Source organism: Aliisedimentitalea sp. MJ-SS2 (assembly GCF_032586155.1).
Lineage (GTDB): Bacteria > Pseudomonadota > Alphaproteobacteria > Rhodobacterales > Rhodobacteraceae > JAWHTC01.
Genome location: NZ_JAWHTC010000001.1, coordinates 44721 through 66816, shown reverse-complemented (window position 1 = coordinate 66816; position 22096 = coordinate 44721). Strand labels below are relative to the sequence as shown.

At 63.7% G+C, this 22096-nt stretch carries 21 protein-coding genes; 11 read left to right on the top strand and 10 right to left on the bottom strand.

Translation table 11 applies throughout. From position 1 onward, the window contains the following. Nucleotides 1-284 precede the first annotated feature (284 nt). Both RXV86_RS00310 and RXV86_RS00305 read left to right on the top strand, forming a co-directional pair. Nucleotides 285-1748: a GspE/PulE family protein gene (locus tag RXV86_RS00310; protein ID WP_316296807.1), complete on the top strand. Its 1464-nt coding sequence runs from the start codon at nucleotides 285-287 to the stop codon at nucleotides 1746-1748. After that, nucleotides 1745-2974 (top strand): type II secretion system F family protein, encoded by a 1230-nt coding sequence (locus RXV86_RS00305; RefSeq protein ID WP_316296806.1) that lies wholly within the window; start codon nucleotides 1745-1747, stop codon nucleotides 2972-2974. Before RXV86_RS00310 ends, RXV86_RS00305 begins: the two co-directional genes overlap by 4 nt. A 296-nt stretch (nucleotides 2975-3270) precedes the next feature. On the opposite strand, the gene gspM is transcribed toward RXV86_RS00305, so the two are convergent. From gspM to gspG, 7 genes are read right to left on the bottom strand one after another with little or no spacing between them, the layout of a single operon-like run. Beyond that, nucleotides 3271-3768 carry a type II secretion system protein GspM gene (gene gspM, locus RXV86_RS00300; RefSeq protein ID WP_316296805.1) on the bottom strand — a complete coding sequence of 166 codons (498 nt, stop codon included), beginning with the start codon at nucleotides 3766-3768 and terminating at the stop codon, nucleotides 3271-3273. Further along, nucleotides 3765-4964 carry a type II secretion system protein GspL gene (gene gspL / locus RXV86_RS00295; RefSeq protein WP_316296804.1) on the bottom strand — a complete coding sequence of 400 codons (1200 nt, stop codon included), beginning with the start codon at nucleotides 4962-4964 and terminating at the stop codon, nucleotides 3765-3767. The genes gspM and gspL overlap by 4 nt, the downstream gene beginning before the upstream one ends. 50 nt (nucleotides 4965-5014) lie before the next feature. After that, on the bottom strand, nucleotides 5015-5941 hold the full coding sequence (gene gspK / locus RXV86_RS00290; RefSeq protein WP_316296803.1) for a type II secretion system minor pseudopilin GspK: 927 nt from the start codon (nucleotides 5939-5941) through the stop codon (nucleotides 5015-5017). 8 nt (nucleotides 5942-5949) lie between these two features. Beyond that, on the bottom strand, nucleotides 5950-6636 hold the full coding sequence (locus tag RXV86_RS00285; protein ID WP_316296802.1) for a type II secretion system protein GspJ: 687 nt from the start codon (nucleotides 6634-6636) through the stop codon (nucleotides 5950-5952). Beyond that, nucleotides 6633-7019 carry a type II secretion system protein gene (locus RXV86_RS00280; protein WP_316296801.1) on the bottom strand — a complete coding sequence of 129 codons (387 nt, stop codon included), beginning with the start codon at nucleotides 7017-7019 and terminating at the stop codon, nucleotides 6633-6635. Before RXV86_RS00280 ends, RXV86_RS00285 begins: the two co-directional genes overlap by 4 nt. Then, nucleotides 7016-7480 (bottom strand): prepilin-type N-terminal cleavage/methylation domain-containing protein, encoded by a 465-nt coding sequence (locus RXV86_RS00275; RefSeq protein WP_316296800.1) that lies wholly within the window; start codon nucleotides 7478-7480, stop codon nucleotides 7016-7018. The genes RXV86_RS00280 and RXV86_RS00275 overlap by 4 nt, the downstream gene beginning before the upstream one ends. Then, a complete protein-coding gene (gene gspG / locus RXV86_RS00270; RefSeq protein ID WP_316296799.1) occupies nucleotides 7465-7911 on the bottom strand; it encodes a type II secretion system major pseudopilin GspG in 447 nt (148 codons plus the stop codon). The genes RXV86_RS00275 and gspG overlap by 16 nt, the downstream gene beginning before the upstream one ends. An 84-nt stretch (nucleotides 7912-7995) precedes the next feature. On the opposite strand from gspG, the gene RXV86_RS00265 reads away from it, so the two are divergent. The 5 genes from RXV86_RS00265 to RXV86_RS00245 all read left to right on the top strand — a co-directional run bounded on the left by RXV86_RS00265 (nucleotide 7996) and on the right by RXV86_RS00245 (nucleotide 15496). Next, complete coding sequence (locus RXV86_RS00265) at nucleotides 7996-8757, top strand: A24 family peptidase (protein WP_316296798.1); 762 nt, start codon at nucleotides 7996-7998, stop codon at nucleotides 8755-8757. An 87-nt stretch (nucleotides 8758-8844) separates the two neighbouring features. Next, on the top strand, nucleotides 8845-10479 hold the full coding sequence (locus RXV86_RS00260; RefSeq protein ID WP_316296797.1) for a hypothetical protein: 1635 nt from the start codon (nucleotides 8845-8847) through the stop codon (nucleotides 10477-10479). Next, nucleotides 10472-11653: a tetratricopeptide repeat protein gene (locus RXV86_RS00255; protein ID WP_316296796.1), complete on the top strand. Its 1182-nt coding sequence runs from the start codon at nucleotides 10472-10474 to the stop codon at nucleotides 11651-11653. The genes RXV86_RS00260 and RXV86_RS00255 overlap by 8 nt, the downstream gene beginning before the upstream one ends. A gap of 219 nt (nucleotides 11654-11872) precedes the next feature. Continuing rightward, nucleotides 11873-12286 carry a hypothetical protein gene (locus tag RXV86_RS00250; protein WP_316296795.1) on the top strand — a complete coding sequence of 138 codons (414 nt, stop codon included), beginning with the start codon at nucleotides 11873-11875 and terminating at the stop codon, nucleotides 12284-12286. Between the two features lie 114 nt (nucleotides 12287-12400). Next, nucleotides 12401-15496, top strand: coding sequence for an FG-GAP-like repeat-containing protein (locus tag RXV86_RS00245; protein ID WP_316296794.1), 3096 nt, complete (start codon nucleotides 12401-12403; stop codon nucleotides 15494-15496). Nucleotides 15497-15914: 418 nt separating this feature from the next. Here the strand turns inward: RXV86_RS00245 and RXV86_RS00240 are convergent, their stop codons facing one another. Next, the gene (locus RXV86_RS00240; protein ID WP_316296793.1) at nucleotides 15915-16652 is read right to left on the bottom strand and encodes an SDR family oxidoreductase; all 738 of its coding nucleotides are present in this window, start codon (nucleotides 16650-16652) and stop codon (nucleotides 15915-15917) included. A gap of 398 nt (nucleotides 16653-17050) precedes the next feature. Between RXV86_RS00240 and denD the strand changes: the two genes are divergently transcribed. Beyond that, nucleotides 17051-18019 (top strand): D-erythronate dehydrogenase, encoded by a 969-nt coding sequence (gene denD, locus RXV86_RS00235; protein ID WP_316296792.1) that lies wholly within the window; start codon nucleotides 17051-17053, stop codon nucleotides 18017-18019. A 34-nt stretch (nucleotides 18020-18053) separates the two neighbouring features. On the opposite strand, the gene RXV86_RS00230 is transcribed toward denD, so the two are convergent. After that, complete coding sequence (locus RXV86_RS00230) at nucleotides 18054-19061, bottom strand: zinc ABC transporter substrate-binding protein (RefSeq protein ID WP_316296791.1); 1008 nt, start codon at nucleotides 19059-19061, stop codon at nucleotides 18054-18056. Between the two features lie 87 nt (nucleotides 19062-19148). Here RXV86_RS00230 and RXV86_RS00225 point away from each other — a divergent pair, with 87 nt between their 5' ends. Genes RXV86_RS00225 through RXV86_RS00215 form a run of 3 tightly spaced genes read left to right on the top strand, consistent with a single transcriptional unit; the run spans nucleotide 19149 to nucleotide 21177 of the window. Beyond that, nucleotides 19149-19631 (top strand): transcriptional repressor, encoded by a 483-nt coding sequence (locus tag RXV86_RS00225; protein ID WP_316296790.1) that lies wholly within the window; start codon nucleotides 19149-19151, stop codon nucleotides 19629-19631. Continuing rightward, the gene (locus tag RXV86_RS00220) at nucleotides 19628-20383 is read left to right on the top strand and encodes an ATP-binding cassette domain-containing protein (RefSeq protein WP_316296789.1); all 756 of its coding nucleotides are present in this window, start codon (nucleotides 19628-19630) and stop codon (nucleotides 20381-20383) included. The genes RXV86_RS00225 and RXV86_RS00220 overlap by 4 nt, the downstream gene beginning before the upstream one ends. After that, nucleotides 20380-21177: an iron chelate uptake ABC transporter family permease subunit gene (locus RXV86_RS00215; RefSeq protein WP_316296788.1), complete on the top strand. Its 798-nt coding sequence runs from the start codon at nucleotides 20380-20382 to the stop codon at nucleotides 21175-21177. Before RXV86_RS00220 ends, RXV86_RS00215 begins: the two co-directional genes overlap by 4 nt. A 31-nt stretch (nucleotides 21178-21208) precedes the next feature. Here RXV86_RS00215 and RXV86_RS00210 read toward each other — a convergent pair whose 3' ends face one another. Continuing rightward, nucleotides 21209-22084 (bottom strand): amidohydrolase family protein, encoded by an 876-nt coding sequence (locus RXV86_RS00210; protein ID WP_316296787.1) that lies wholly within the window; start codon nucleotides 22082-22084, stop codon nucleotides 21209-21211. Between the last annotated feature and the right edge of the window lie 12 nt (nucleotides 22085-22096).

Below are 22096 nucleotides of genomic sequence, written 5' to 3'. Positions count from 1 at the left end.
ATTGCGCAAGCAATTCGAAAGCCAGCTCCAGGCCATCCGACCGCCTATCGTACAATCACCTTCTCCCGAGCCGCAAACCCGACGCGCCGTAAAAAACACCTTCCGCACCGGCAATGAGACATAGCAGAGGTAGCATCCCGTCGACGCGCCACATGTTTCGAAAGACCGCACTCTCGCCGACCCTTGCCTTCCCCCCATCCAATGTTGGACACTCCCCCAAACTAACGTGGCACCAGCAAAGGACTGATCTGATCGAGGACTCCGCAACCCCATCTCCGGCCTCTGTGTCATCAGCGGCCCCGGCGCGCCTGCCCTTTGCTTTTGCCCGCGACAACCAGGTGATCCTCGATGGTGCGCGCATCATTGCCGGACCCGGTGCCACCTCGCTCGGCCTGCGCGAGGCCCAGCGCCGCGCGCCGCCCGGCCCGCTCCACTTCGAGCAGGAAACCGTCGCCGGGTTCGAGGCCGCCCTGACCCGCAGCTATCAATCCGGCCAGGGCGCGGGCGACGGCGAAGACCTCACTTTCGATCTCGAAGATGGCACCACCGGATCAACCCGTGGCCGCGACCTTCTGGACGAGGCCGAGGACGCCCCGGTCATCCAACTAGTCAATTCCCTTCTGAAACGCGCCGTCAGCTCGGGCGCCTCGGACCTGCATGTCGAACCCTATGAGGGCGGGTTGCGCGCCCGGATGCGGGTGGATGGCTTCCTGCAAACCGTGATGGACCGCTCGGACGTGCCGGTGAAGCGTGTGGTCTCGCGGCTCAAGGTCATGGCCGGGCTCGACATCGCCGAAACCCGCCTGCCCCAGGACGGGCGCATCCCGCTGTCGCTGGGTGGGCGCGGCATCGACACACGGGTCAGCTCGCTTCCGGGCAATTACGGCGAACGCATCGTGCTCAGAATCCTCGATCGCTCCTCGGGACTGATGCCGCTGTCGGAACTGGGCCTCTCCGCTGCGCAGCAGACGCTTCTCGAACGGCTCTCGGCGCTGCCGAACGGCATCATCCTGGCCACCGGTCCGACCGGTTCGGGCAAGACCACGACGCTTTATTCGCTCTTGAAACTTGCCAACCGCGATGAACGAAACATCGTCACCGTCGAGGACCCGATCGAATATGACCTGCCCGGCATCTCGCAAAGCCAGATCAACGCCGAGATCGGCATGACCTTTGCCGCAGGGTTACGCGCCACCCTGCGCCAGGACCCCGACGTGATCCTGGTGGGTGAAATCCGTGATGGCGAAACCGCCAGCACTGCGGCCCAGGCCGCGCTCACCGGCCACCTTGTCTTCAGCTCACTACACGCCAACGGCTCCATCGGCGCGGTGGTGCGCCTGCGCGATCTCGGTCTCGACAACTTCCTGATCGCGGCCACCCTGCGCGGCGTCATTGCCCAGCGCCTGTTGCGCCGCCTCTGCCCGGACTGCAAATCGCCCCACGCCCCGACGGCATCCGAAGCACGGCATTTCGAAAACCACGGCCTTCCCCTGCCGCTCGAGATCTTCGATGCGACAGGATGCGAAGCCTGCGGCAACAGCGGCTATTCCGGCCGGATCGGCATTTTCGAGATGATCGAAGTCGGCGAAGCCCTGCGCGAAGCCATCGACCGGGGCGCTGCGGAATCGGAGATGAAATCGCTGGCGCTCAGCAGCGACGAGACTCTGGTCGGCCAAGGTCTCACCCAGGTTACCGCTGGCGAAACCAGCGTATCCGAGACCCTGCGCGTCGTCGGAGACGTGGCATGAGGGCCTATGCCTATACCGCCTATACCGATGCTGGCCAACGCAAGACCGGTACCGTTATTGCCGACACCGAGGCTCAGGCCTCGGCCGAATTGAAGGCCCAGGGACTGTTTGTCGAAGACCTGACCCCGCAACAGGGCGCGACCAAGGGACAGTCCGCCCTGTCACTCGCCCGGGGCGCCGGTCGTCGTATTCGGCTCGGTGCCGATCTTCAGGCGGTGTTCACCCGCCAGATGGCAGTGCTTCTGGCAGCCGAAATGCCGACCGAAGCCGCGCTGGAGGCAGTACGCCAGGGCGGACATCCAGCCCTGGACGCAGTGGCGGCCAGGGCCCGCGCCGAGTTGATGGAAGGCGCGTCGTTGTCCGAGGCGCTGGAAAGCACCGGCGCAGGCTGGCCCGCCTATTACATCGCCTCGGTGCGCGCCGGTGAAAGCGCCGGCGATACCGCGACGGTGATGGGGGAACTGGCCGATCACCTGGAGACGCTTGGCACCGACAAGGCACAGATTTCCACCGCGCTGATCTACCCTGCCTTCGTCGCCGCCGTGTCGCTTCTGGTCTGCGGCATCCTGATGACGACCGTGGCCCCCGAAATCGTATCAATGTTTGAAATGTCTGGCCGCCCTCTGCCCGGGCTGACCCGCACCATGCTGAGCATCTCCGACTGGATATCTGCCAACGCACTCTGGCTGTTGATCGGTGCGGGCGGGTTGCTGGTGCTTTGGGGCGCGTCCTCGGCCATCCCGCGCTGGCGCCAGGCGCGGGCACGTTTTCTGTTACGCCTGCCCATGGTGGGGCGGTTGATGCGGCGCGGTGCGGCCGTGCAGTACCTGCGCACACTGGCGCTGGTTCTGGCCAGCCGCCAGCCGGTCCTGGGTGCCACCGAAAGTGCGTCACAGGTGCTCTGGGTCCGGCAATTCACCAATGAAGGGCGCGCGGTCACCGAAGCCGTGCGCCAGGGCGAAACCCTGTCTTCGGCGCTGGAGCGCCTGTCGATTATCCCGCCGGTCGCGCGACAGCTGATTGCTGCGGGCGAGGCTTCTGTTCGGCTGGCGCGCATGACCGAACGCGCCGCGATGATGGTTGAAAACGCGCTCTCAACCGAGCGCCGTCGCATTGCCGCCCTGCTGGAGCCGATGTTGATGATGCTGGTGGGTGCCTTCGTTCTGACCATCGTGCTGGCGGTGCTGCTGCCGATCTTCGACATGCAGTCGATGGTCGCTGGATAAAGGTTTGCGCTGCCTGACAGCGTCACAGTGGAGGTTGTTGCGCAGCTGACGGCGTCCCGGGGGCCTCTTCGCTCGGCCCGCATGGTATCTGGCGGCGCCGCGCTGACGCGCGGCGCGGCTGCACCTGTCACTCGGAAAGCTGAAAACAGGCCTCAGGCACAGATGTCGTGAATGAGTATTTGTCCCAAGAAAGAGCCCCAGCCCTGCGCCTCTTGCGTGGACGAAAACCACCCCGCGGAGCGTCCCGTACCTGCCACAAGCGCCGCGGTCGGCACCCCTGACCGGACCGCGGTCGCCTAGTCCACCCCAACCTCCGACAGGGCAATCGAGACCTTGACCATCGCCGGCACTTCGCGCGGTTCGAAGCGGAACCCTTCGAAACCGTAACCCCAGCGCGGCGCGACCGTCTGCAGCCAGGTGATCAGGTCAACGAACTCGACCTCCTGGAAATCAAGTGCGATGCCGCCTTCGCTGCGCGCTTCAAGGCGGCTGACATAGGGCCAGAGCCCGGCCTGTTTCAACCCCTGTTCCAGCGCCGAAATGCCAATCGGGGCGATTTCCTTCGCCGACTCCACCGGCACAAGGCCCAGAGCGGCGGCCTCTTCGGCCCGCGCCGCGACCCAGATGTTGAGCATGCGCGCCTCTTCCAGCGCCCGTTCGGCCCCGGCCCGGCGTTCCCCCAGGGGCAACAGAACCCCGAGGATTAATCCCAGCGGCACCAAAATGGCAAAGAGCACGCCCAAAAGCCCGCGTTCGCGCCCTGTCCGGGCCACCAGCCAGTCGATCATGCTCATGGCCTGTCCTCCCCGCCGATGCCTGTCGACAGCTTCAACCGCGCCTCCGTGCCGCCGTCGACGCTGCGCGATTGCAGAACCGTCACCTGCAATCCCGCCACACCAAGGGCTTCGACCAACCCATCGAGCGCGGCAAAATCCGCCAACTCGGCCGTGATTTCCAAACCCTGCACCGGGCCATAGCTGACCACGCCGACGCGGGCGCGTTGTGCGGCCAGCACCTCGGCGGTCGCACCGAACAGCTCGAGCGGCGCGATATGCGACACCTCGGGCCCGCCACCACGCCCGGCCTGGCGCGCCTCGATCTCGCGGCTAACCTGGGTGCGGATGTCGAGAATAGGCCCTTGCGGGACAAAATGCTCGCGCACCTGTGCGATGGTTGCCGCCGTCATCTCGCGGCGCTGCTCCTCCAGCCGCTGGGTTGCCAGAATCTGCCCCGCCGCCCACAGACCCGCCGCAACCAGCCCGATCAGAACCGGCCAGCGCCACGGTAGCACTCGCGCCCTGAGCCGCGCCCGCGCCGCCTGGGCGTCGCGGCGCAGATCAAACCCCAACTCTCCATGGGCCAGAGGTTTGGGCGTTGCCACGCCCAACCGACCCAGCTCGGCAATCTTCTCAACAACCGCCACTCCGGTAGCATCGGCCCAGTCACGTAGTCCCGCCGCATCCTGCCCGATCAAAAGGATCGCCTTGGGCCGGTCACGCTCTTCCACCTCGTCCCAGGCGCGCTGCAGCATCGCCCCGGCCAACTCCGGCGCCGCAGAGAACCCATCCCCGGGTCCCAGCCGCGCCATCACCGTATCCGCTTCAACGTAAACGGTCCAAAGACCCTCGGCCGCGGGCAAGCCCAGATAGTCCGGAAGCACCGCGCGACAGCGCTCTCCCGCGACCCGCCGCCAACCTGCAACTTCATCCGCCCCGGCCACCAGAACCCGGGTCCAGGCCCGTGCCCCTCCGGGACCATGAAACGGGCGGATATCCAACGCCTCGGCCGTCTGCCCGGTCATGTCCGAGACCTGCCGCCGGGCGACCTTTTCGCGCGCGGCCCCTTGCAGGCCCGCAGGCAAATCAAGCGTCATCACCGCCACACGCGCGCCCGGCACCAGAGCCACCTGCCGCTTGCCGGGCCGCGTGCTGCCGACACCGTCCAGACGCAGAAACCCCTTGGGATTGAACGTGGGCGACGCTGCCGTCATGTCACGCGCCCTGCCTTGTTACCCGCCTGCACCACCGGTGTGCCACCCTCTCAGTTCCAGTTGTCCAGACGATAGGCCACCACTGGCCGTTGGGGAAGCGACAAACGGTTGATCACAACCCGTCTGGATGCCCGTCGCCCGTCCAGATCGGCAACTATCTCAACCTCGAACCACGACGATCCGACGGCAAAGAACGCCGCCGGCAGGTCCTCGATCACCTCCGGGGTCACGATCTTGCCAAGTTCGTTCAGGAAGGTCTCGATCGAAGCAAAGGGCTGCCGCCGCGCCAATTGCACCAGCGCACCAATATGCGTGACCTCGACGTTCGGGAAAAAGCTGGCCAGGACCTCTGCCGATATCGTGTTGATGTTGAGTGACGCATCCGCTGGCAGGACCGCGATGAACGGTGCCAGCCTCTCGATATCACGTGCACTCAGCCCTGGAATGCCGCGCAGCTGTTCAACCATCACCAGGGCGCCTCCGACCGGGCGCTCTGGCACCTCCTTATGGGCATAGGCCCGCGGATCGGCCGGGCCGTCCGGAGAAAGAAACCCGGCAATCGCGGCAACGCTGACCGACGACACCCCGCGCCGCTGCGCCAACCGCTCGAATGCGGCCCGGGCCAGCATGTCATTGGGATCGGCCAGCCGGTTGAGGTTGAACCGCCCCTGCAGGTCGCGGATCTGACCGCGCACCTGACCCCGGTCCAGCGTCACCGGCGGCACCGCGCGGGCCCAGGCCTCGCCTGGGTGATCTGTCTGCGCTCCGGTTTGCAGGTCCTGCTCCAACATTGCCCGCGCCAGGCTCTCGAACCCGTCCAGATAGAGCCCCAACTGCACCGCATGCAGTGCCACTTCGGCCCGGACCCTGCCGCTCTCGGCCCGGCTCAGCATATAGACCGCGGCCGCCGAAAGGGCGGCCACGATGATCAGTGCGTTGACAAGCACGAAGCCACCCTGCCGTCTTGCCCTGTTCATTGCCATTTTCATTGCAATGTCTCCAGCAACCGGATGTCTCCAAACGCCTGCGTCACCAGGGTAATCTCGACCGCCTGGGGCAGAAAATCGGAATAGGTCTCCGCTGCCACTCCGGCGTCATCCTGTTGCGACTTGCGTACCTCCTGCATAGTCTTGTCCAACGCCGCGAACCGCACCCCCTCGATCCAGCCGATCCCGGTCCAGTGGCTGCGGATCCGCAGGTCGGCAACCCCCTCCATCACCACGATGTCCGGGCTTTTCTGGTCCGCGCCGACCGGCCACACGGTGCGCCAGACACCGCGCAACAGCTGCCCGGTCTCTCGGTTCAGCCGGTATTCCACCCGTTCGACAAGACCGGATTTTCCCATCGGTGCATAGCGATGCGCGTTCCCGACGCTCAGAGACATCCAGTTTCCCGCCGGGTCGGCATCGAGTGCCGAGACCACGCCACCGCCGGGTGGATAAAACAACACTGGCACCATCAGCGACAGGTCCTGCCGGATCAGGCTGGTGGCCCGCCCAAGCCCGGCCCCGGCTTCGGCAAACTCGGCGGCCCGGTCACGCTGCCGCAGCATCCCGCCAAGCGATTGCAGCCCCAGCACCGCCACCAGCGCAAAAACCGACATCGCCACGACCAGCTCGATCATGGTCAGCCCGCGCGTCCGGTCGCGCCTCTCGCGCATCCGCCGGCTCATTGCCGCTCTCCGAACTGCGGCACGTACCCGACAAGCTGCGCGCCGGGTCCAAGGGCGGACCGCACGGTGATCCGGGCCTCGACAAGACCGCCCTGGGTCGGGGCCTGCTCGACCTTGACGACAAAGCTCTGGCCGCCCATCGCGACCGTTTCAGGCAGCGCGGCAATGGCACCGAAAAGGTGCAACTCCTCGGCCCGGTTCTGGGCCACGATTCGTGCCAGTATGCGCGCCTGTATCCCGCCCAGAGATTGCTGCGCCTGATCGCCGGCGCGGGTCGCCGCGATGGCGCCGACCGACAGGACCAGGATCGCAACCGCGAGCTCGACCAGGGTGAAGCCCCGCGCCCGGCCCGGCCTGCGCCGGCTATGCCACCGGGCACTCATCCGCATGACAACCCTGTCCATCCATCGCTCTCGCAACGTGCGCCATCATCGAACTGCACCGAAAACCCGCTGCCCTGGCCATCCGGCAGGAACACGATCTCGGGCGCGCCCATTGGCGGGATTTGCGCGGTGGAAAACCCGACCCGGCCGCGCCAGCGCAGCCCGTCCCCCGCGCCCTGCCAGCCTGCCGGTTCCTGCCCATCGCCGGGTCGCCAGACCATGACCTGCATGACACGCGGACCGATCCGCAACCCGCGCATCTCGCGCCCCTCGATGGCCAGATCGCGCTGCAAAACAAAGGCGCTGCGAAACGCTTCCAGATCACTGCTCTTGCTGTCGCGGCCAACCGTGAACACCACACCCAGCGCCAGCACCGCCAAAATCGCAATCACCACCAGCAGCTCGATCAGCGAAAACCCGGCGCGCGCGTGGTTTCCCGGTTGATCTACTGCGTCGCCCACGATCCGATATCCGCATCGGCGCCGCTGCCGCCGGCGGCCCCATCCGCCCCATAGGTGAACACGTCGAACTCGCCATGCACGCCCGGTGCCAGGTACTGATAGGGCTTGCCCCAGGGATCGACCGGCAGCCGGTCCATGTATTTGCTCCAGTTTTCCGGCACCGGGCTTGTCACCGGCTTGCTCACCAGCGCCGCAAGCCCCTGCTCGGTGCTGGGATAACGGAAGTTATCAAGCCGGTAGAGCTTGACCGCGCTGACAATCGCGGCGATGTCCGACTGCGCCCGTGCCGCCCGCGCCTGATCCGGGCGGTCGATCACACGCGGCACGATGACCAGTGCCAGGATCGACAGAATCACCACCACAACCATCAGTTCCAAAAGGGAAAACCCGTCATCGGATTTGCCGGTTGTGCGCCGCGTTGTGTCAGTCATGCGAAATAGCCCTTGCTTGAATGGTTCCACCCTACAAGGCGGCAAACGGGCTGACAATCAGTCATCCACACCGTATGAGACCGCATGGCCCTCACCGATCCATATATCCTGATGCTGCTTGTGTTTTCGCCATTTGCCGGCTCGTTCCTGGCGCTCGCAGCCGACCGATTGCCGCGTGACGAAAGCATCATCCTGCCGCGCTCGCATTGTCGGAGCTGCAAGATCCCCCTCTCCGCCCGTGACCTGATCCCGATCCTGTCCTTTGCCTTGACCCGGGGCCGTTGTCGCCATTGCGGCGCACCGATCCCGTCCTGGCTTGTTTACTTCGAACTGACCACCGTCGGCCTTGCTCTCTTTGCCGTGGTTCTGGCGCCGACGCCAATGCTGGCCTGGGGTTATGCTGTTTTTCTTTGGCTTCTCGTGACGCTGGCCGCGGCCGATCTGCACCATTTTCGCCTGCCCGATCTGCTGACCGGGGCGCTCTTGATCGTGGCGCTGCTGCTGGCCTGGCAAACAGGCCTGCCGTCAATGACCGATGCAATCTGGGGCGCGGCCATCGGGCTGGGCAGTTTCCTGGCCCTGCGCCTGGCCTATTTCTGGCTGCGCGGCCGCGAGGGGCTGGGCCTGGGCGATGTCAAGCTGATGGCCGGGCTGGGGGCCGCACTTGGCCCGGAAATGCTGCCGATCATGGTTCTCATGGCATCTCTTGCGGCGCTTGCCTCTGCTCTGATCGGTGCGCTGATGGGGCGCAGCCATGCGATGCAGGCCACACGGCCCCTGCCCTTCGGTGCGGCATTGGCGGCGGCAACCGGCCTCCTCTGGCTGACCTTGCGATTGCCGGTTTGACCATGCGCGCATCGCATCTTAACCTACACCTATAGTTTCAGTTTTTTCGACCGCCACAACCAAGAACCCGAACAATGGATTCCCCAGATGACGCTGCATTCTTTCCGCCTTGTCCCGCTCTGCCTTGCCTGTGCCCTGGTCCTTGGCCCGAACGTTCTTCCGGCACAGACCAGCGGTGAGAACCCCGCCCAACCCTCACAACCCGCCGCCCCCACCATGGCCGAAATCGAGCGCGCCTGGGCCGCGGGGGACATGGTCTTTGTTCGCGAGGGTCTGAAAATCCTGGCCGAAACCGAAGGCACCGCGCTGGCGCAGTACCGCTATGGCCGGGTTCTGGCCAATGGCCATGGTGGCCCGCGCGACAACAAGGCCGCGGCGACGTGGCTGCAAAAGGCGGTTGATCAGGACCATATAGAGGCGATGGTGCTTCTGGCCCGCATCTACCTCAGCTCCAAGACGGAAAAAGGCGCGCTGGCCGCTGCACCGCTGCTGCAACGCGCCGCTGCGCGCGGCAATTCCGGCGGGCAATACTACCTGGCTCTGTCGATGCAGAACGGTGTCGGCATGGAGGCCGATCCTGCCAATGCACTGAACTGGCTCCTGGCCGCCGGGGAACAGGGGCACGTTGCCGCCCAGTTCGAGCTTGCCAAGGCCTTTTCCCGCGGTATCGGCACCGAAAAGGATACCGTTAAAACTCAGCGCTGGCTGACCGAGGCCGCCGCCAACGGCCATGTCCAATCACAGCTTTTCCTTGCCTTAGCGCTGGATCGCGGCAACGGCATGAAGCAGGATCGCGCCGCGGCCCTGTCCTGGTTCCGCCGCGCCGCCGAAGCAGGGCTTCCCGTCGCCCAGCGCGAGCTCGGTCTGCGCTATCTGACTGACGCCAGCGGCCCGCGCAACGTGACCGAGGCGCTGCGCTGGCTGCAAGCCGCGGCCGAGGCCGGCGATACAGGCGCCCAAGTCCAGTTGGGGCATATCCACCTCAAGGGACCGGATCACGGCCTGCCCCAGGACGACAAGGCCGCCTATGACTGGTACCACCGTGCGGCCGCCGCCGGTGACCCCCGCGGTATGCTGGCCCAGGCAGTTTTGCTGACCGAAGGGCGCGGCGCAGACCGCGATCTGACCGAGGCGGTCCGCCTGTTGCGGCTTGCCGACGAGGAAGCCGATTTCGCCGCGGCCCGGCTGCAACTTGGCCGGATGGCCGCCCGCGGCCTGCTCGACGGGCTGGTCGCGCCGCAAACCGCTGTGCCATGGGCAGCGCTGGCCGTAACCCAAAAGGACGATGCCGAGGCGCTGGCCTGGCTGGAACAGCAGGCGCGCGGTGAAAACCGCCCGGCCCGGACCATTTTGGCCCTGCTGCTGCAGGACCGTGGCGGGGATGAGGCCCATATCGCCAACCTACTCTCTGAGGCAGCCGAAATGGGCGATGCCACGGCTCAATTTCGTCTTGGCATGTTATACACCACCGGGGCTGGTATCGAGCTGGATTATGTTGCAGCGCATAAATGGTTCAACATCGCCGCCACCCAGGGCATCGCCGAGGCTGTCGAACAACGCGCCCTCCTGGGGCAGTTGATGACGCCGGAACAGGTGGCCACGGCGCAGGAAGCCGCCCGCAGCTGGATGGCCGCAGAAGGGGCCCGCGCTCCGCAGACCGTGCAACAGATCAAAACCAGCGATGCGGACAAGGACAGCGACAAGGCTTCCTCCAATGATTAACACTCGCCTGATCATCGCCCTGGCGGCCCTTGCCGCCTTGGTCAGTCCTCTCTCGGCCCAGACCACCACGCCCGCCCCCATCGCCGAACCCGCCAACGCCGAAACGCTCTTTGCCGAGGGTTTGCGCTTTCACCACGGCGATGGTGTCGCGCAAAGCTTTGCCACCGCCGCCGAGTGGTTCACCCACGCCGCTGCCGCCGGCCACCCTGGAGCCCAGAACTTCCTCGGACGCTACCATCACGCCGGGTTCGGCGTTGCCCGCGACCAGGCGCAGGCGCTGCGCTGGCTGAGCGCCGCCGCCGCATCCGGCGACCCGCAATTCCTGCACGATCTTGGCGGCGCACTTGAAAACGGCGCCGACGGCTCATCCGACCCCGCCGCCGCCGCCGAGGCCTATACCAAGGCCGCCGAACAAGGGTTCCTGCCCTCGATCGTCAGCCTCGGTGTGCTCTACCAGAACGGTCGCGGGGTCGAACAGGATTTCACCCGCGCCCACAGCCTCTACAGCCAGGCCGCCGAGCAGGGCAACGCCCGCGCCCAGAACAACCTCGGCCTGCTCTATGCGCGCGGCAACGGCGTCGAACAGGACTATGCCCGCGCGGCTGAACTCTTTGCCAAGTCCTCGGAACAGGGCATGAAACAGGCCCACCGCAACCTTGGTGTAATGTATGAAAATGGCTTTGGTGTCCCCATCGACGAGGCCCGTGCCGCCGAGCTTTACCGCATGGGCGGGCAGGGTTCTGAGACCGCGTCGGACAAGGACAGCGCGCATATCCCTTACGACACGCGGCTGCAGCCCTTGACCGATACGCCGGAAACCCGCCAGCGCCTGGTGCAGGCGGCCAATGCGGGCGATCCGGTGTCGCAATTCCAGTTGGGCTGGCTGCTGGCCAATGATCCTGAATCCGACCATGCCGCCCTGCGCGGTGCAGCCTCTCTGTTTTCGACGTCCGCAGCCAAGGGGTACGGCCCGGCCATGACCGGGCTCGGCCTGATGCATTTCCAGGGCCGCGCCGTTCTTCAGGATTTTGTCCTCGGCCAGATGTGGCTGACCCTGGCCGAGGCCGCCGGTCAGGAAAACGCCTCGGCGCTGGGGCTTACTCAAACCAAGCTGATGACTCCGGCCCAGATCAACCAGGCCCAGGTTCTCGCCGCCGACCGTCTGAAGCGCTAGGGCCGGGCCCTTCGACAGGTGGCAAGAACCGGCGCAACGGGTAAAACTGCAACCTTTTCACAGGCCCTCTATGCGTTATACTCATCTGGCGCTTCCGGTTTTCAACCCGACATTGCGGGATAACCGGAGTGGTAGAGTGTCACTTTTTTCGCAGCAGCGGCTTGCCGACCCCTCGCACTTGCTGCAGTTTTTGAAATTCATCGTCAACAGGACCTTGTTATGCCCAAACTCAAATCGCTTCTTACGGCCGCTATCGCCGCTCTGATCGCCACTGCGGTTCAGGCTGCCGAACCGGTCAAACAGCACAATTCCAACGCCATCTGGTTCGTCAACTGGATCGGGCTGACCAATGCCACCCTGACCATCTCAGAACCTTCAGGCAAGATCGTGACAATCCACGCCCAGTCCGGCACCCCGGTCTACAAGCTTTCCGGTGATGTTCAGGACGGTGTCTACCGTTACGAGCTTACGGCAGCGACCGACAAGACACGCAAGATCGTCAACCAGATCGATTCCGGTCGCGGCGAGAACCAGTCCGACAGTGAGGCCATCCCGTATCACGGCCAGGGCCATTTTACCGTCGAACGCGGTGTGATCGTGCCGGAAAAGGACATCAAGGAAGACGAGGGCTGATCCCGGCCCGATCCTTGCGGCGGGCTCTGAAACGCCCGCTGGATTTCCTTTGAAATCAATCCGTTCCATGCAATAATCCCGCATGGCCTGCGCCACTCTTACCTTTTTGGTCCCATGAACCACTCCGCCCGAACAATCGATCCGCCGCGCCTGATCCTGTCCCTGCTGATCCTGGTGTGTCTGGCCGCCGTGTTCTGGACCACCTCGCGCTATCCGGCGCTTGATGAAAAGGCGATGATGGCGGGCGCGATCCAGCTTGAGGATTCGCTCAGTTTTGAGGCCAAGTTCCCGGTCAGCCCCGACATGGGCGTGCTCGAGCGGATCTTCTGGTCGACGCTGAACTGGATCAACACCAACAAAAAGGGCATGACATTCGGCCTTCTCTTTGCCGCCGGGTTCCTGACTGCCGCGGCTTACGTCCAGCGCCGCAGCTTTAGCAACGGCTTTGCCAATTCCTTCCTCGGACTCATTATCGGCACGCCTTTAGGCGTGTGCGTCAACTGCGCCGCCCCGATTGCCAAGGGGATGTATTCCGCCGGCATGCGGGCCGAAACCACGCTGTCGGCGATGATCGCCTCGCCCACGCTCAACATCGTGGTGCTGACCATGCTGTTTTCCGTCATGCCGCCCTATATGGCGGCGCTGAAAATCGTCCTCAGCCTGGTGATCATCCTCCTGCTGATCCCTTTTATCTGCCGCACCCTGCCCGAGCGTGAAATCATTCCGGTTGATGTCTCGCCGCCCGCCTTCTTCGGCCTCGACGGCCCCGCGGTGGGGCAGGCGCCCAAGCCCGGGATCATCGCCGCTCTGGTCTCGGTCATCACTGCCTATTTCAAGAACCTCTGGTTCGTGATCAAACTCACCGTGCCGCTGATGCTTCTGGCCGGGTTCCTCGGCGCGCTGGCCGCCACGCTCCTGCCCCACGATCTGATCCTCGGCCTGCCCTATGCCGCCTGGATCCTGATCCCGCTGGCGCTGGTGGGGGTCTTCCTGCCCGTGCCCATCGCCTTTGACGTGGTCGTGACCGGAGGGCTTCTGGGCCTTGGTCTGTCGCACGGTTACGTCATGGTGCTGCTGTTCACGCTGGGCAGCTTCTCGGTCTATTCCTTTCTGATCATCTACCAATCCGTGGGCCGCCGTGCCGCATGGATGCTGACCGGCAGCGTTGTTCTTCTCGGCATCCTCGGCGGGCTCATCGCCCAAACATATCACGACTGGCAGACCGAGCGCGCCCTGCGCATGCTGCTCGAAGACGCCCGCGCGCCCATGACCGCCCCGGCCCCCGGCTGGAGCCTGATCCCCGCCGCCCATGCCGCCACGACCGACCCGTGGCAAGTCAGCAGCGAAGACGCCGGAAACACCACCGTTACCGCCGCACCCTTCGCCGCCCCTTCCCCCGCCGGTGACACCCCCTTCACCCGCATGGAGGCCACGAAAATCGGCATCGACAAACCGGTCGAATTCTCCATGCGCGACATGTGGCCACCGTTCTGGGAAGGCCGCTCGCTTTCCTCGGGTGACATCGACCGCGACGGCGATCTCGACATCGCCATCGCCTCGACCGAAGTTGGCCTCTACCTCTATCTCAACGACGGCACCGGCCAGTTCACCCGCCAAACCGTCGATCTCGGCCCGCTTGCACAGGCCCATATCTTCAATGCCGCGCTGGCTGATCTGGACAATGACGGCTGGCTTGACCTGACCGTGGCGACCTACCTGCAAGGCAGCTTTTTCTGGCGCAACCATGACGGCCAATTCGGCCCCTCGGCCCCGGTCAAATTGCTCAATAACCCCTCGACCCCGCTCGCCATGGCGATGAGTTTCGCCGATGCCGATCAGAACGGATATCTCGATATCGCCATGGGCAACTGGGCCGCCGGCTGGTACCGCCGCATCCCCGGCGAGGAAAGCCGCAACCGCATCCTCTGGACCGTCGACGGCACGCCCAGCGGCAAGACAACCGACATGCCCGGCATCCCCGGCGAGACCCTGTCGATCCTGTTTTCCGACATCAACAACGACGGCCACACGGACCTGATCGTCGGCAATGATTTCGACATTCCCGACTACTTCTACCTCGGCGATGGCACAGGAAACTGGGAGATGATCACCCATGCCTCGGGCCAGATTCCGCACACCACAACCACGACGATGGCCCTCAAAACCGGCGATCTCTCGGGCAACGGCCATCCGGAAATCTATCTTGCACAGATCGCGGGCCGCAGCTCGGGCATCTCGGAAACCCTCAAGATGCAGGACATCGAACTTTATTGCGATGCCATCGCGGACGCCGAAGCCAAAGCAATCTGCGAAAAGAACATGGGCATAAAACGCTGGTACAAGACCGGCAACAATTTCGACCCGACCTATGCCAGCAAATGCGGCCAGATGAGCGGACGCTACAAATCCGAATGCCGTGCCCTTCTGGTCAAGGACCTGGCAATCCAGAAACGCGACCCCGGCGTCTGCAAGCTGATCCCCAAGGACCAGCCGATCCCACGCGCCTATTGCGACCTACATTTTCTTCCGCCCCGGCCCGTGCCCGCTGAGGAGGCCGATCTGACCCACCAGCAAATCCTGCGCTCGAACGTTCTTCTGGAATGGCAAAGCGAGGGCTATGCCGACACCGCCGAGAAACGCGGCCTGGAAGTGGGCGGCTGGAGCTGGGACACGAAACTGGGTGATTTCGACCTCGATGGTGACTTGGACATGTACATCGTCAACGGCACCTGGGTTCCGAACGAGGTCACACCGTCAAACCTCTATTTCGACAATGACGGCAGCGGCAAATTCACCGAGGCTTCCGGCCCCATGGGACTCGAGGACTACCTGATGACTGCCTCGGCCACCCAGTTCGATGCCGACGGCGACGGCGATCTCGACATCCTGACCCACCCGGTCAACGGCCCGCTGGCGTTCTTTCGCAACAATGCGCAATCCCGCGCCATCGGCTTTGCCCTTGTCGATCATACCGGCAACCGCGACGGCATCGGCGCCGTGATCACCCTCACCGACAGCACCGGCCGCAGCCAGCGGCAAGAGCTGCAACTGGGCGGTGGCTTCATGTCCTTCGATGCGCCACATGTTCATTTCGGGCTCGCCGACCTGCCCGAGGCCGACAGCGCCCATATCCGCTGGCCCGACGGGTCCGAGACCACCATCGCCGGCCCCCTGCCCACCGGTCAGCTTTACACCATCACCCGGCAGTGACCTGCCGGGATTGCGCCGGCTTCGCCGTCGCCCGGGGGCCTCGCTTCGCTCGGCCCCGCATGGCATCTGGTGGCGCCGAGCGCACGCTCGGCGGGTTCGCCTCACCATCGTGTCCGGATTGAATCCCCGCATCCGTGGCCAGGTAGGATTTGAGTATTTTTGCCAAGAAAGAAATACGGCCTCATGATCTCTTTCTTGACCAAAATACTCATTGCGCAAGCGCTCCACGCGCACAGACCTAACAGCATGTGCATCCACCGCTCGCCGCATCAATCAATATCCGGTTAACTCCGTACGGCAGCGAACGCCCGACAGATACCCGACAGAAAGCCGACGGATACCAGCCCCCGGCTTTTCGCAGGGGAACCCATGTTAACCGCTTGGGGCGGCGGGTTTCAAATATCGCAAGAAACCCATGCTAACCCCTTCCGATATAAGGCATATTTGTCGCCATCACCGTCATGAACTGAACATTTGCATCGAGCGGCAGCGACGCCATGTGCACCACCGAACTGGCCACATGGGCCACATCCATCACCGTTTCGACTTTCACCTCGCCATCGGCCTGCGGCATGCCGGTGGTCATCTTTGCCGCCATGTCGGTCAACGCGTTGCCGATATCAATCTGTCCACAGGCAATCGAAAACGGTCGCCCATCAAGCGAGATCGACCGGGTCAGACCGGTGATCGCATGTTTCGACGCGGTATAGGCCGCCGAACCCCAGCGCGGCACATAGGCCGAGACAGAGCCGTTGTTGATTATCCGCCCACCTTGAGGGTCCTGCGCCCGCATGATGGAAAACGCAACCTTGGCGCAGATGAACGAGCCCGTCAGGTTGATGTCGATCAGATTGCGCCAGGCCTCCACCTCGATCTCGTCCACGGTGGCCGACAACAGCGAGACACCGGCATTGTTGAAGATCGCGTCCAGGTGACCCCACTGCGATGCCGCCTTACCAAACGTTTCGGCAACTGCGGACTCGTCCCGGACGTCGCAGGGCAGCACCAGCGCCCGCTCTTGGCCTGCGGCCACCTCTTCCAACAGGCCGCCCGTGCGCCCCATCAAACCCACGTTCCAGCCCGCTTCAAGAAACGCCTCTGCCGTCGCCTTGCCAACCCCGCGCCCGGCCCCGGTGATGATGATGCTTTGCGCCATGTCGTCCTCCCAAACCCTTGTTTCGCCTGATCAATCACAGGCACCCTCGATTGACAATTGCAGGTGTAGCGCCATCCTGCAAAGGCAAACCGCGCGAGACATGAGGATTTCGAGCCAGATTAGCCCCGCAGCCTGACTGAACGACAATGCTGACCTTCGCCCATGCCGTGCTGCTCTTGATTATCACCCCCTGCCCCCGGGGTTCTGAGTACTGCCGTGTTCGACGCGGCCTAGAGTTTCCGGCCCTCGCTTCCATTTGTCTTCGGCCGGTTCCTCGGCACCGACATGGCGATGCTGGCGGTGGTGGGGCTGGCGACCTGGTCTTTGATGACCAGCAGCACCCCCTAGACAAACCACCGCCCCTGCTGTCAGGATTTCCTTAACTTGGGAGATGCATCATGAACATCGTGATCCTTGGCGGCGCGGGCATGCTCGGCCGCAAACTCGGGCAATTGCTGGCGACCCGTGCCGAATTGCGCGGGAAAGCGATTACACGGCTGACCTTGGCGGACGTGGTCAAACCCGACCCGATCGACGTCGCGGCAATGGCAGTGGACACGGTGGCCTGCGATATCGCCGATCCACAGGCCGTGGCACGCGTGATCACGCCGGACTGCGATGTGATCTTTCACCTCGCCGCCATCCCTTCGGCCCAGGCCGAAGCCGCCTTCGAGGCCGGCATGCAGGCTAACTATTTCGGCAGCTACAACGTGCTGGAGCGCTGCCGTACCCTTGGAACGCAGCCAGTGGTGGTTTTTTCCTCAACACTGGCAGTTTTTGGCGGAGACGTTCCCGACCCGATCACCGACGCATCCTTCCTCAATCCGCAAACCTCCTACGGCTCGCAAAAGGCCATGGTCGAGCTGCTGGTTAACGACTATTCCCGGCGCGGTTTCATCGATGGGCGGGCGTTTCGCCTGCCGACGATCTCGATCCGTCCCGGCGCGCCCAACGGGGCGGCATCGTCCTTCATGTCCTCGATCCTGCGCGAGCCTTTGAACGGGCAAGAAGCGATCTGCCCGGTCGGACGGGACTTCCCGCACTTTTACCTGTCACCGCGAAAATGCGTGGAAAATCTGGTTCTTGGCGCGGAAGTCCCGGCGGAGAAACTGGGCCAGAACCGAGCCATGACCATGCCGGGGCTGACCCTGACCATTGGCCAGATGATTGACGCGATGACTGCCGTTGCCGGTCCGGACCCGGCCAAACTGATCCGCTGGGAAAGCCAGCCCGAGATCGAGGCAATCGTCAATGGCTGGCGCTTCGACATCCACACCGACAAGGCGCTGTCGCTGGGACTGAGCGCCGATGCCAGTTTCGAGGACAACGTGCGCTACTACCTTGAGGACGACCTGTCGCAACGATAGCGGCGAGACCCCGATTTCTGGCGGAAATACCGTATCACTCTCCACCCAGGCAGACGGCAATGTTCTGCGCCAGCTTGTCTATCAATGCCGGGTACATCTCCGGCCCGGCCTCAAGCGTGACCCCCAACGGATCAAGCTGCGCCACCCGGGCGCCGCCACCGTCGAACACCGTGTCGATCAGACCGTGATTGAACTGCGGTTCGGCGAAAACACAAACGATCTCTTCCTCGGCCACCATTTCGCGCAGCTCCGCTACGCGGCGTGGCCCCGGTTTTTCTGCGTCCGAGCTCGAAATCGCCCCCACGGCATGCAGATCGAACCGGTTTTGGAAATACTGATAGGCATCGTGAAAGACCACGAATTTCGCCTCATGCACAGGCTGCAACAGCGCCTGGGCCCGGGCCATGGCAGCGTCGATTTCACCCTGCCCTTCGCGGGCGTTGCTCCGATATATATCGGCGTTTTCCGGGTCCATCTCGGCCAGGGTTTCCGCCATGTGAGCCATCCAGATCTTGGCATTTTCCGGGTCGAGCCAACCATGGGGATCAGGGCCATAATGCACATGTGTTTCGTCGTCACCGCCGTCTTCTGCAAGATCATCATGTTGATCCACCTGATCCTCTTCATGACCATCATCGTGGTCCTCATCATGCCCATGCTCATCCTGGTTCCTGGACGACCCGGCGAATCGGGTTTCTTCGCGAAAGGTCAGCCGAGTGGTGCCTTCACTTTCCAACAACTCGACACTTCGTCCGCCAGCCGCTTGCAACGGTGCCAGGGCCCGCTCGAACCACCGTGTCAGGTTACCGGATACAAAGAACACCGCTTGCGCTTCCTGCACTGCCCGCGCCTCGGACGGCCGCATCGCGTAACCATGGGGTGAGGCCCCGGGCCGCACCACCAGTGTGGGTTCCCCAAGCCCCTGCATCACCTTGGCGGCCATCGCATGCACCGGCAAGATATCCACCGCCACCTTGGGCACCTCGGCGGTTGCAACCGTTCCCCAAATTCCCGCCACCGCAGCCAATAGCAGATTGCGCATCTTTCCTCGCATCGCAACAATTCAAACCCGGCGCTTGATAATTGTAATACTATAACATATCAACCCTCAAACTGATCGGAGAGGCAAATGACCGCCATCGGCTTTGAACATCACGACCACGCGGCCTGTGTACATTCCGGCACGGCGGTCGCAGCAGAGTATTGCGCACAGCAAGGACTGCAATTCACTGCCCAGCGCCGCCGCGTGTTGGAAATCCTGCTCGAGGAACACCGTGCCCTTGGCGCTTATGACATCCTCGACCGGCTCCGCGAAGAAGGTCTTGGCGCCCAGCCCCCGGTCGCCTATCGCGCGCTCGACTTCCTGACCTCGCATGGCTTTGCCCACAAGATCGAACGCCTGAATGCCTTCATCGCCTGCGCTCATATGGGCCAGCGCCACGCGCCCGCTTTCCTGATCTGCCGTGACTGCGGCGCCGTAGCTGAGGCCTATGCCGACCCGCTGCAGGGCGACCTTGGCCGCGCCGCCCGCGACGCAGGGTTTAGCGTCGAGCGCGCGGTGATCGAAGTTGAAGGGCTTTGTCCCCATTGCCAGGAAAGCCCGGCAAAATGAGCCTCGTTTCCCTTGATCACCTGAGCGTCAAACTGGACGGCAACACCGTGTTGTCCCATGTCGATCTGACACTGGACCCGGGCGAGATTGTCACCATCGTCGGCCCCAACGGGTCGGGAAAATCCACCCTTCTGCGCGCCATCATCGGCGCGATCAAACCCAGCTCGGGCAAGGTCGCGCGCGCGCCCAAGCTGCGCATCGGCTACGTCCCCCAGAAACTGCACATCGACCCGACTATGCCGATCACCGTGCGCCGTTTCCTCAGCCTGCCGCGTCGTGTGAGCGACGAAGCCGCCGCCACCGCTCTCACCCGTGCTGGCGCAGGTGACCTGGGGGCGCGGCAGATGTCCGGCCTCTCCGGTGGCCAATTCCAGCGGGTACTTCTGGCCCGCGCGCTTCTGAACGATCCACAACTCCTGATCCTGGACGAGGCCACCCAAGGTCTCGACCAGCCCGGTTCGGCCGCCTTCTACCGAACCATCGAAGACGTTCGACAGGAACTTGGCTGTGCGGTCCTGATGGTCAGCCACGAATTGCACGTGGTCATGGCCGCCTCGGACCGGGTGATCTGCCTCAATACTCATGTCTGTTGTCACGGCGCGCCGGAGCACGTGGCCTCGGCCCCGGAATACCGGGCGCTGTTCGGCTCGGGCACGCATGGCGCGCTGGCGCTTTACCGCCACGAACACGACCACGTGCATGACGAAAGCTGCTCCCATGACCATTCACACGACCACGAGCCCACCCAATGACCCTGCTTGATGACTATCTCATCCGCGCCCTTCTGGCCGGGATCGGCGTGGCGCTGGCCGCTGCTCCCTTGGGCAGCTTCGTGGTCTGGCGCCGTATGGCCTATTTCGGCGATGCCACTGCGCACGCGGCAATCCTTGGTGTGGCGCTGGCACTGGCCCTGAACATCTCGACCTTCGCCGCCGTTCTCGCCGTGACGCTGATCATGGCCGGAGCGGTGTCGTCGCTATCGGGCCGGACCCACGCGACCGACACCCTTCTGGGGGTCATCGCCCATTCGGCATTGGCCTTTGGCCTTGTGGCGGTGTCCTTTGTTCAGGGGGTGCAATTCGACCTGATGGCTTGGCTCTTCGGCGACATCCTGATCGTCGGCAAGTCCGATCTGCTGATCATCTGGGCTGGTGCGCTGCTGGTTCTGGGCCTGTTGTGGTGGCGCTGGCAGCCGCTTCTGACCTCGACCCTCAATGACGACCTGGCCTTTGCCTCGGGAATTGATCCCAAGCGCGAGCAAATGGTGCTGACCCTTGCGCTGGCCCTGGTGGTGGCGGTGGCGATCAAAGTGGTTGGTGTGCTGCTGATTGGCGCAATGCTGGTCATACCGGCAGCCACCGCACGGCGCTTTGCCGACACGCCCGAACGCATGGCGGTTCTGGCCACGGGGATCGCCATCGCCTCGGTCCTGGGCGGGTTGCAGCTGGCCCTGTGGTTCGACACGCCGGCCGGTCCCAGCATCGTCAGCCTCGCTGCCAGTCTGTTTGTCCTGTCCGGGATTGCAGGCCTTACCCGCCGGGCATAGCGGGGCCGCGCCGCGCCGCACCGGTATTACATCACTCCGCCAGCCCCAACAAACGCGCCGCGTTGCCCTTGACGATATCGGGGCGCAGTTCATCCTTGATGTTGATCTTCTCGAAATCAGACAGCCAGCGTTCCGGTGTGATCATCGGCCAGTCGGACCCGAACAGAACCTTCTTCTTCAGGATCGAATTGCAGTATTTCACAAGAATTTCAGGGAAGTACTTGGGCGACCAGCCACTCAGATCAATGTAGACATTCGGCTTGTGCTGCGCCACGGCCAGCGCCTCTTCCTGCCAGGGGAAGGATGGGTGGGCCAGGATGATCTTCATCTCGGGGAAATCCACCGCCACATCGTCGATCACCATCGGGTTCGAGTATTTCAGCCGCATCCCGTTGCCGCCGGGCATGCCACTGCCGACCCCGGTCTGCCCGGTATGAAACAGCGCGATGCCGCCTTCCTCGGCAATCGCTTCATACAAGGGATAGGCCATCCGGTCATTCGGCCAGAACCCCTGCATGGTGGGGTGAAACTTGAACCCCTTGATGCCGAAATCGCGGATCAGGCGGCGGGCCTCACGCACCCCCATCTTGCCTTTCCATGGATCGATCGAGGCAAACGGGATCAGCACATCGTCATTCTCGGCAGCCAGCTCGGCCACCTCTTCGTTCTTGTAGCGCCGATAACCGGTCTCGCGCTCGGCATCGACGGGGAAGATCACCGCCGCGATGTTCTGCTCGCGGTAATGCTGGGCGGTCTGCGGCACAGTGGGCGGATGTTTCCACGGTGCGCCAAAATAATTCGCCATCGTCGACTGCAGGTCGTCATAGCCATCATCGGAATGGCAGCCACAGGGCTCCTCCGCGTGGGTGTGAATGTCGATTGCCCGTACCTTGTTCACGTCAACCATTTCATATTCTCC

What these genes read in the sequence shown, in the direction of transcription:
- gspM (WP_316296805.1), bottom strand. Translation starts at nt 3,768, where the DNA reads ATGAGCATGATCGACTGGCTGGTGGCCCGGACAGGGCGCGAACGCGGG.
- RXV86_RS00225 (WP_316296790.1), top strand. Translation starts at nt 19,149, where the DNA reads ATGACCGCCATCGGCTTTGAACATCACGACCACGCGGCCTGTGTACAT.
- RXV86_RS00240 (WP_316296793.1), bottom strand. Translation starts at nt 16,652, where the DNA reads ATGGCGCAAAGCATCATCATCACCGGGGCCGGGCGCGGGGTTGGCAAG.
- RXV86_RS00250 (WP_316296795.1), top strand. Translation starts at nt 11,873, where the DNA reads ATGCCCAAACTCAAATCGCTTCTTACGGCCGCTATCGCCGCTCTGATC.
- RXV86_RS00230 (WP_316296791.1), bottom strand. Translation starts at nt 19,061, where the DNA reads ATGCGCAATCTGCTATTGGCTGCGGTGGCGGGAATTTGGGGAACGGTT.
- gspG (WP_316296799.1), bottom strand. Translation starts at nt 7,911, where the DNA reads ATGACTGACACAACGCGGCGCACAACCGGCAAATCCGATGACGGGTTT.
- RXV86_RS00280 (WP_316296801.1), bottom strand. Translation starts at nt 7,019, where the DNA reads ATGAGTGCCCGGTGGCATAGCCGGCGCAGGCCGGGCCGGGCGCGGGGC.
- gspK (WP_316296803.1), bottom strand. Translation starts at nt 5,941, where the DNA reads ATGAACAGGGCAAGACGGCAGGGTGGCTTCGTGCTTGTCAACGCACTG.
- RXV86_RS00285 (WP_316296802.1), bottom strand. Translation starts at nt 6,636, where the DNA reads ATGAGCCGGCGGATGCGCGAGAGGCGCGACCGGACGCGCGGGCTGACC.
- RXV86_RS00265 (WP_316296798.1), top strand. Translation starts at nt 7,996, where the DNA reads ATGGCCCTCACCGATCCATATATCCTGATGCTGCTTGTGTTTTCGCCA.
- gspL (WP_316296804.1), bottom strand. Translation starts at nt 4,964, where the DNA reads ATGACGGCAGCGTCGCCCACGTTCAATCCCAAGGGGTTTCTGCGTCTG.
- RXV86_RS00260 (WP_316296797.1), top strand. Translation starts at nt 8,845, where the DNA reads ATGACGCTGCATTCTTTCCGCCTTGTCCCGCTCTGCCTTGCCTGTGCC.
- RXV86_RS00210 (WP_316296787.1), bottom strand. Translation starts at nt 22,084, where the DNA reads ATGGTTGACGTGAACAAGGTACGGGCAATCGACATTCACACCCACGCG.
- RXV86_RS00255 (WP_316296796.1), top strand. Translation starts at nt 10,472, where the DNA reads ATGATTAACACTCGCCTGATCATCGCCCTGGCGGCCCTTGCCGCCTTG.
- RXV86_RS00305 (WP_316296806.1), top strand. Translation starts at nt 1,745, where the DNA reads ATGAGGGCCTATGCCTATACCGCCTATACCGATGCTGGCCAACGCAAG.
- RXV86_RS00215 (WP_316296788.1), top strand. Translation starts at nt 20,380, where the DNA reads ATGACCCTGCTTGATGACTATCTCATCCGCGCCCTTCTGGCCGGGATC.
- RXV86_RS00245 (WP_316296794.1), top strand. Translation starts at nt 12,401, where the DNA reads ATGAACCACTCCGCCCGAACAATCGATCCGCCGCGCCTGATCCTGTCC.
- denD (WP_316296792.1), top strand. Translation starts at nt 17,051, where the DNA reads ATGAACATCGTGATCCTTGGCGGCGCGGGCATGCTCGGCCGCAAACTC.
- RXV86_RS00220 (WP_316296789.1), top strand. Translation starts at nt 19,628, where the DNA reads ATGAGCCTCGTTTCCCTTGATCACCTGAGCGTCAAACTGGACGGCAAC.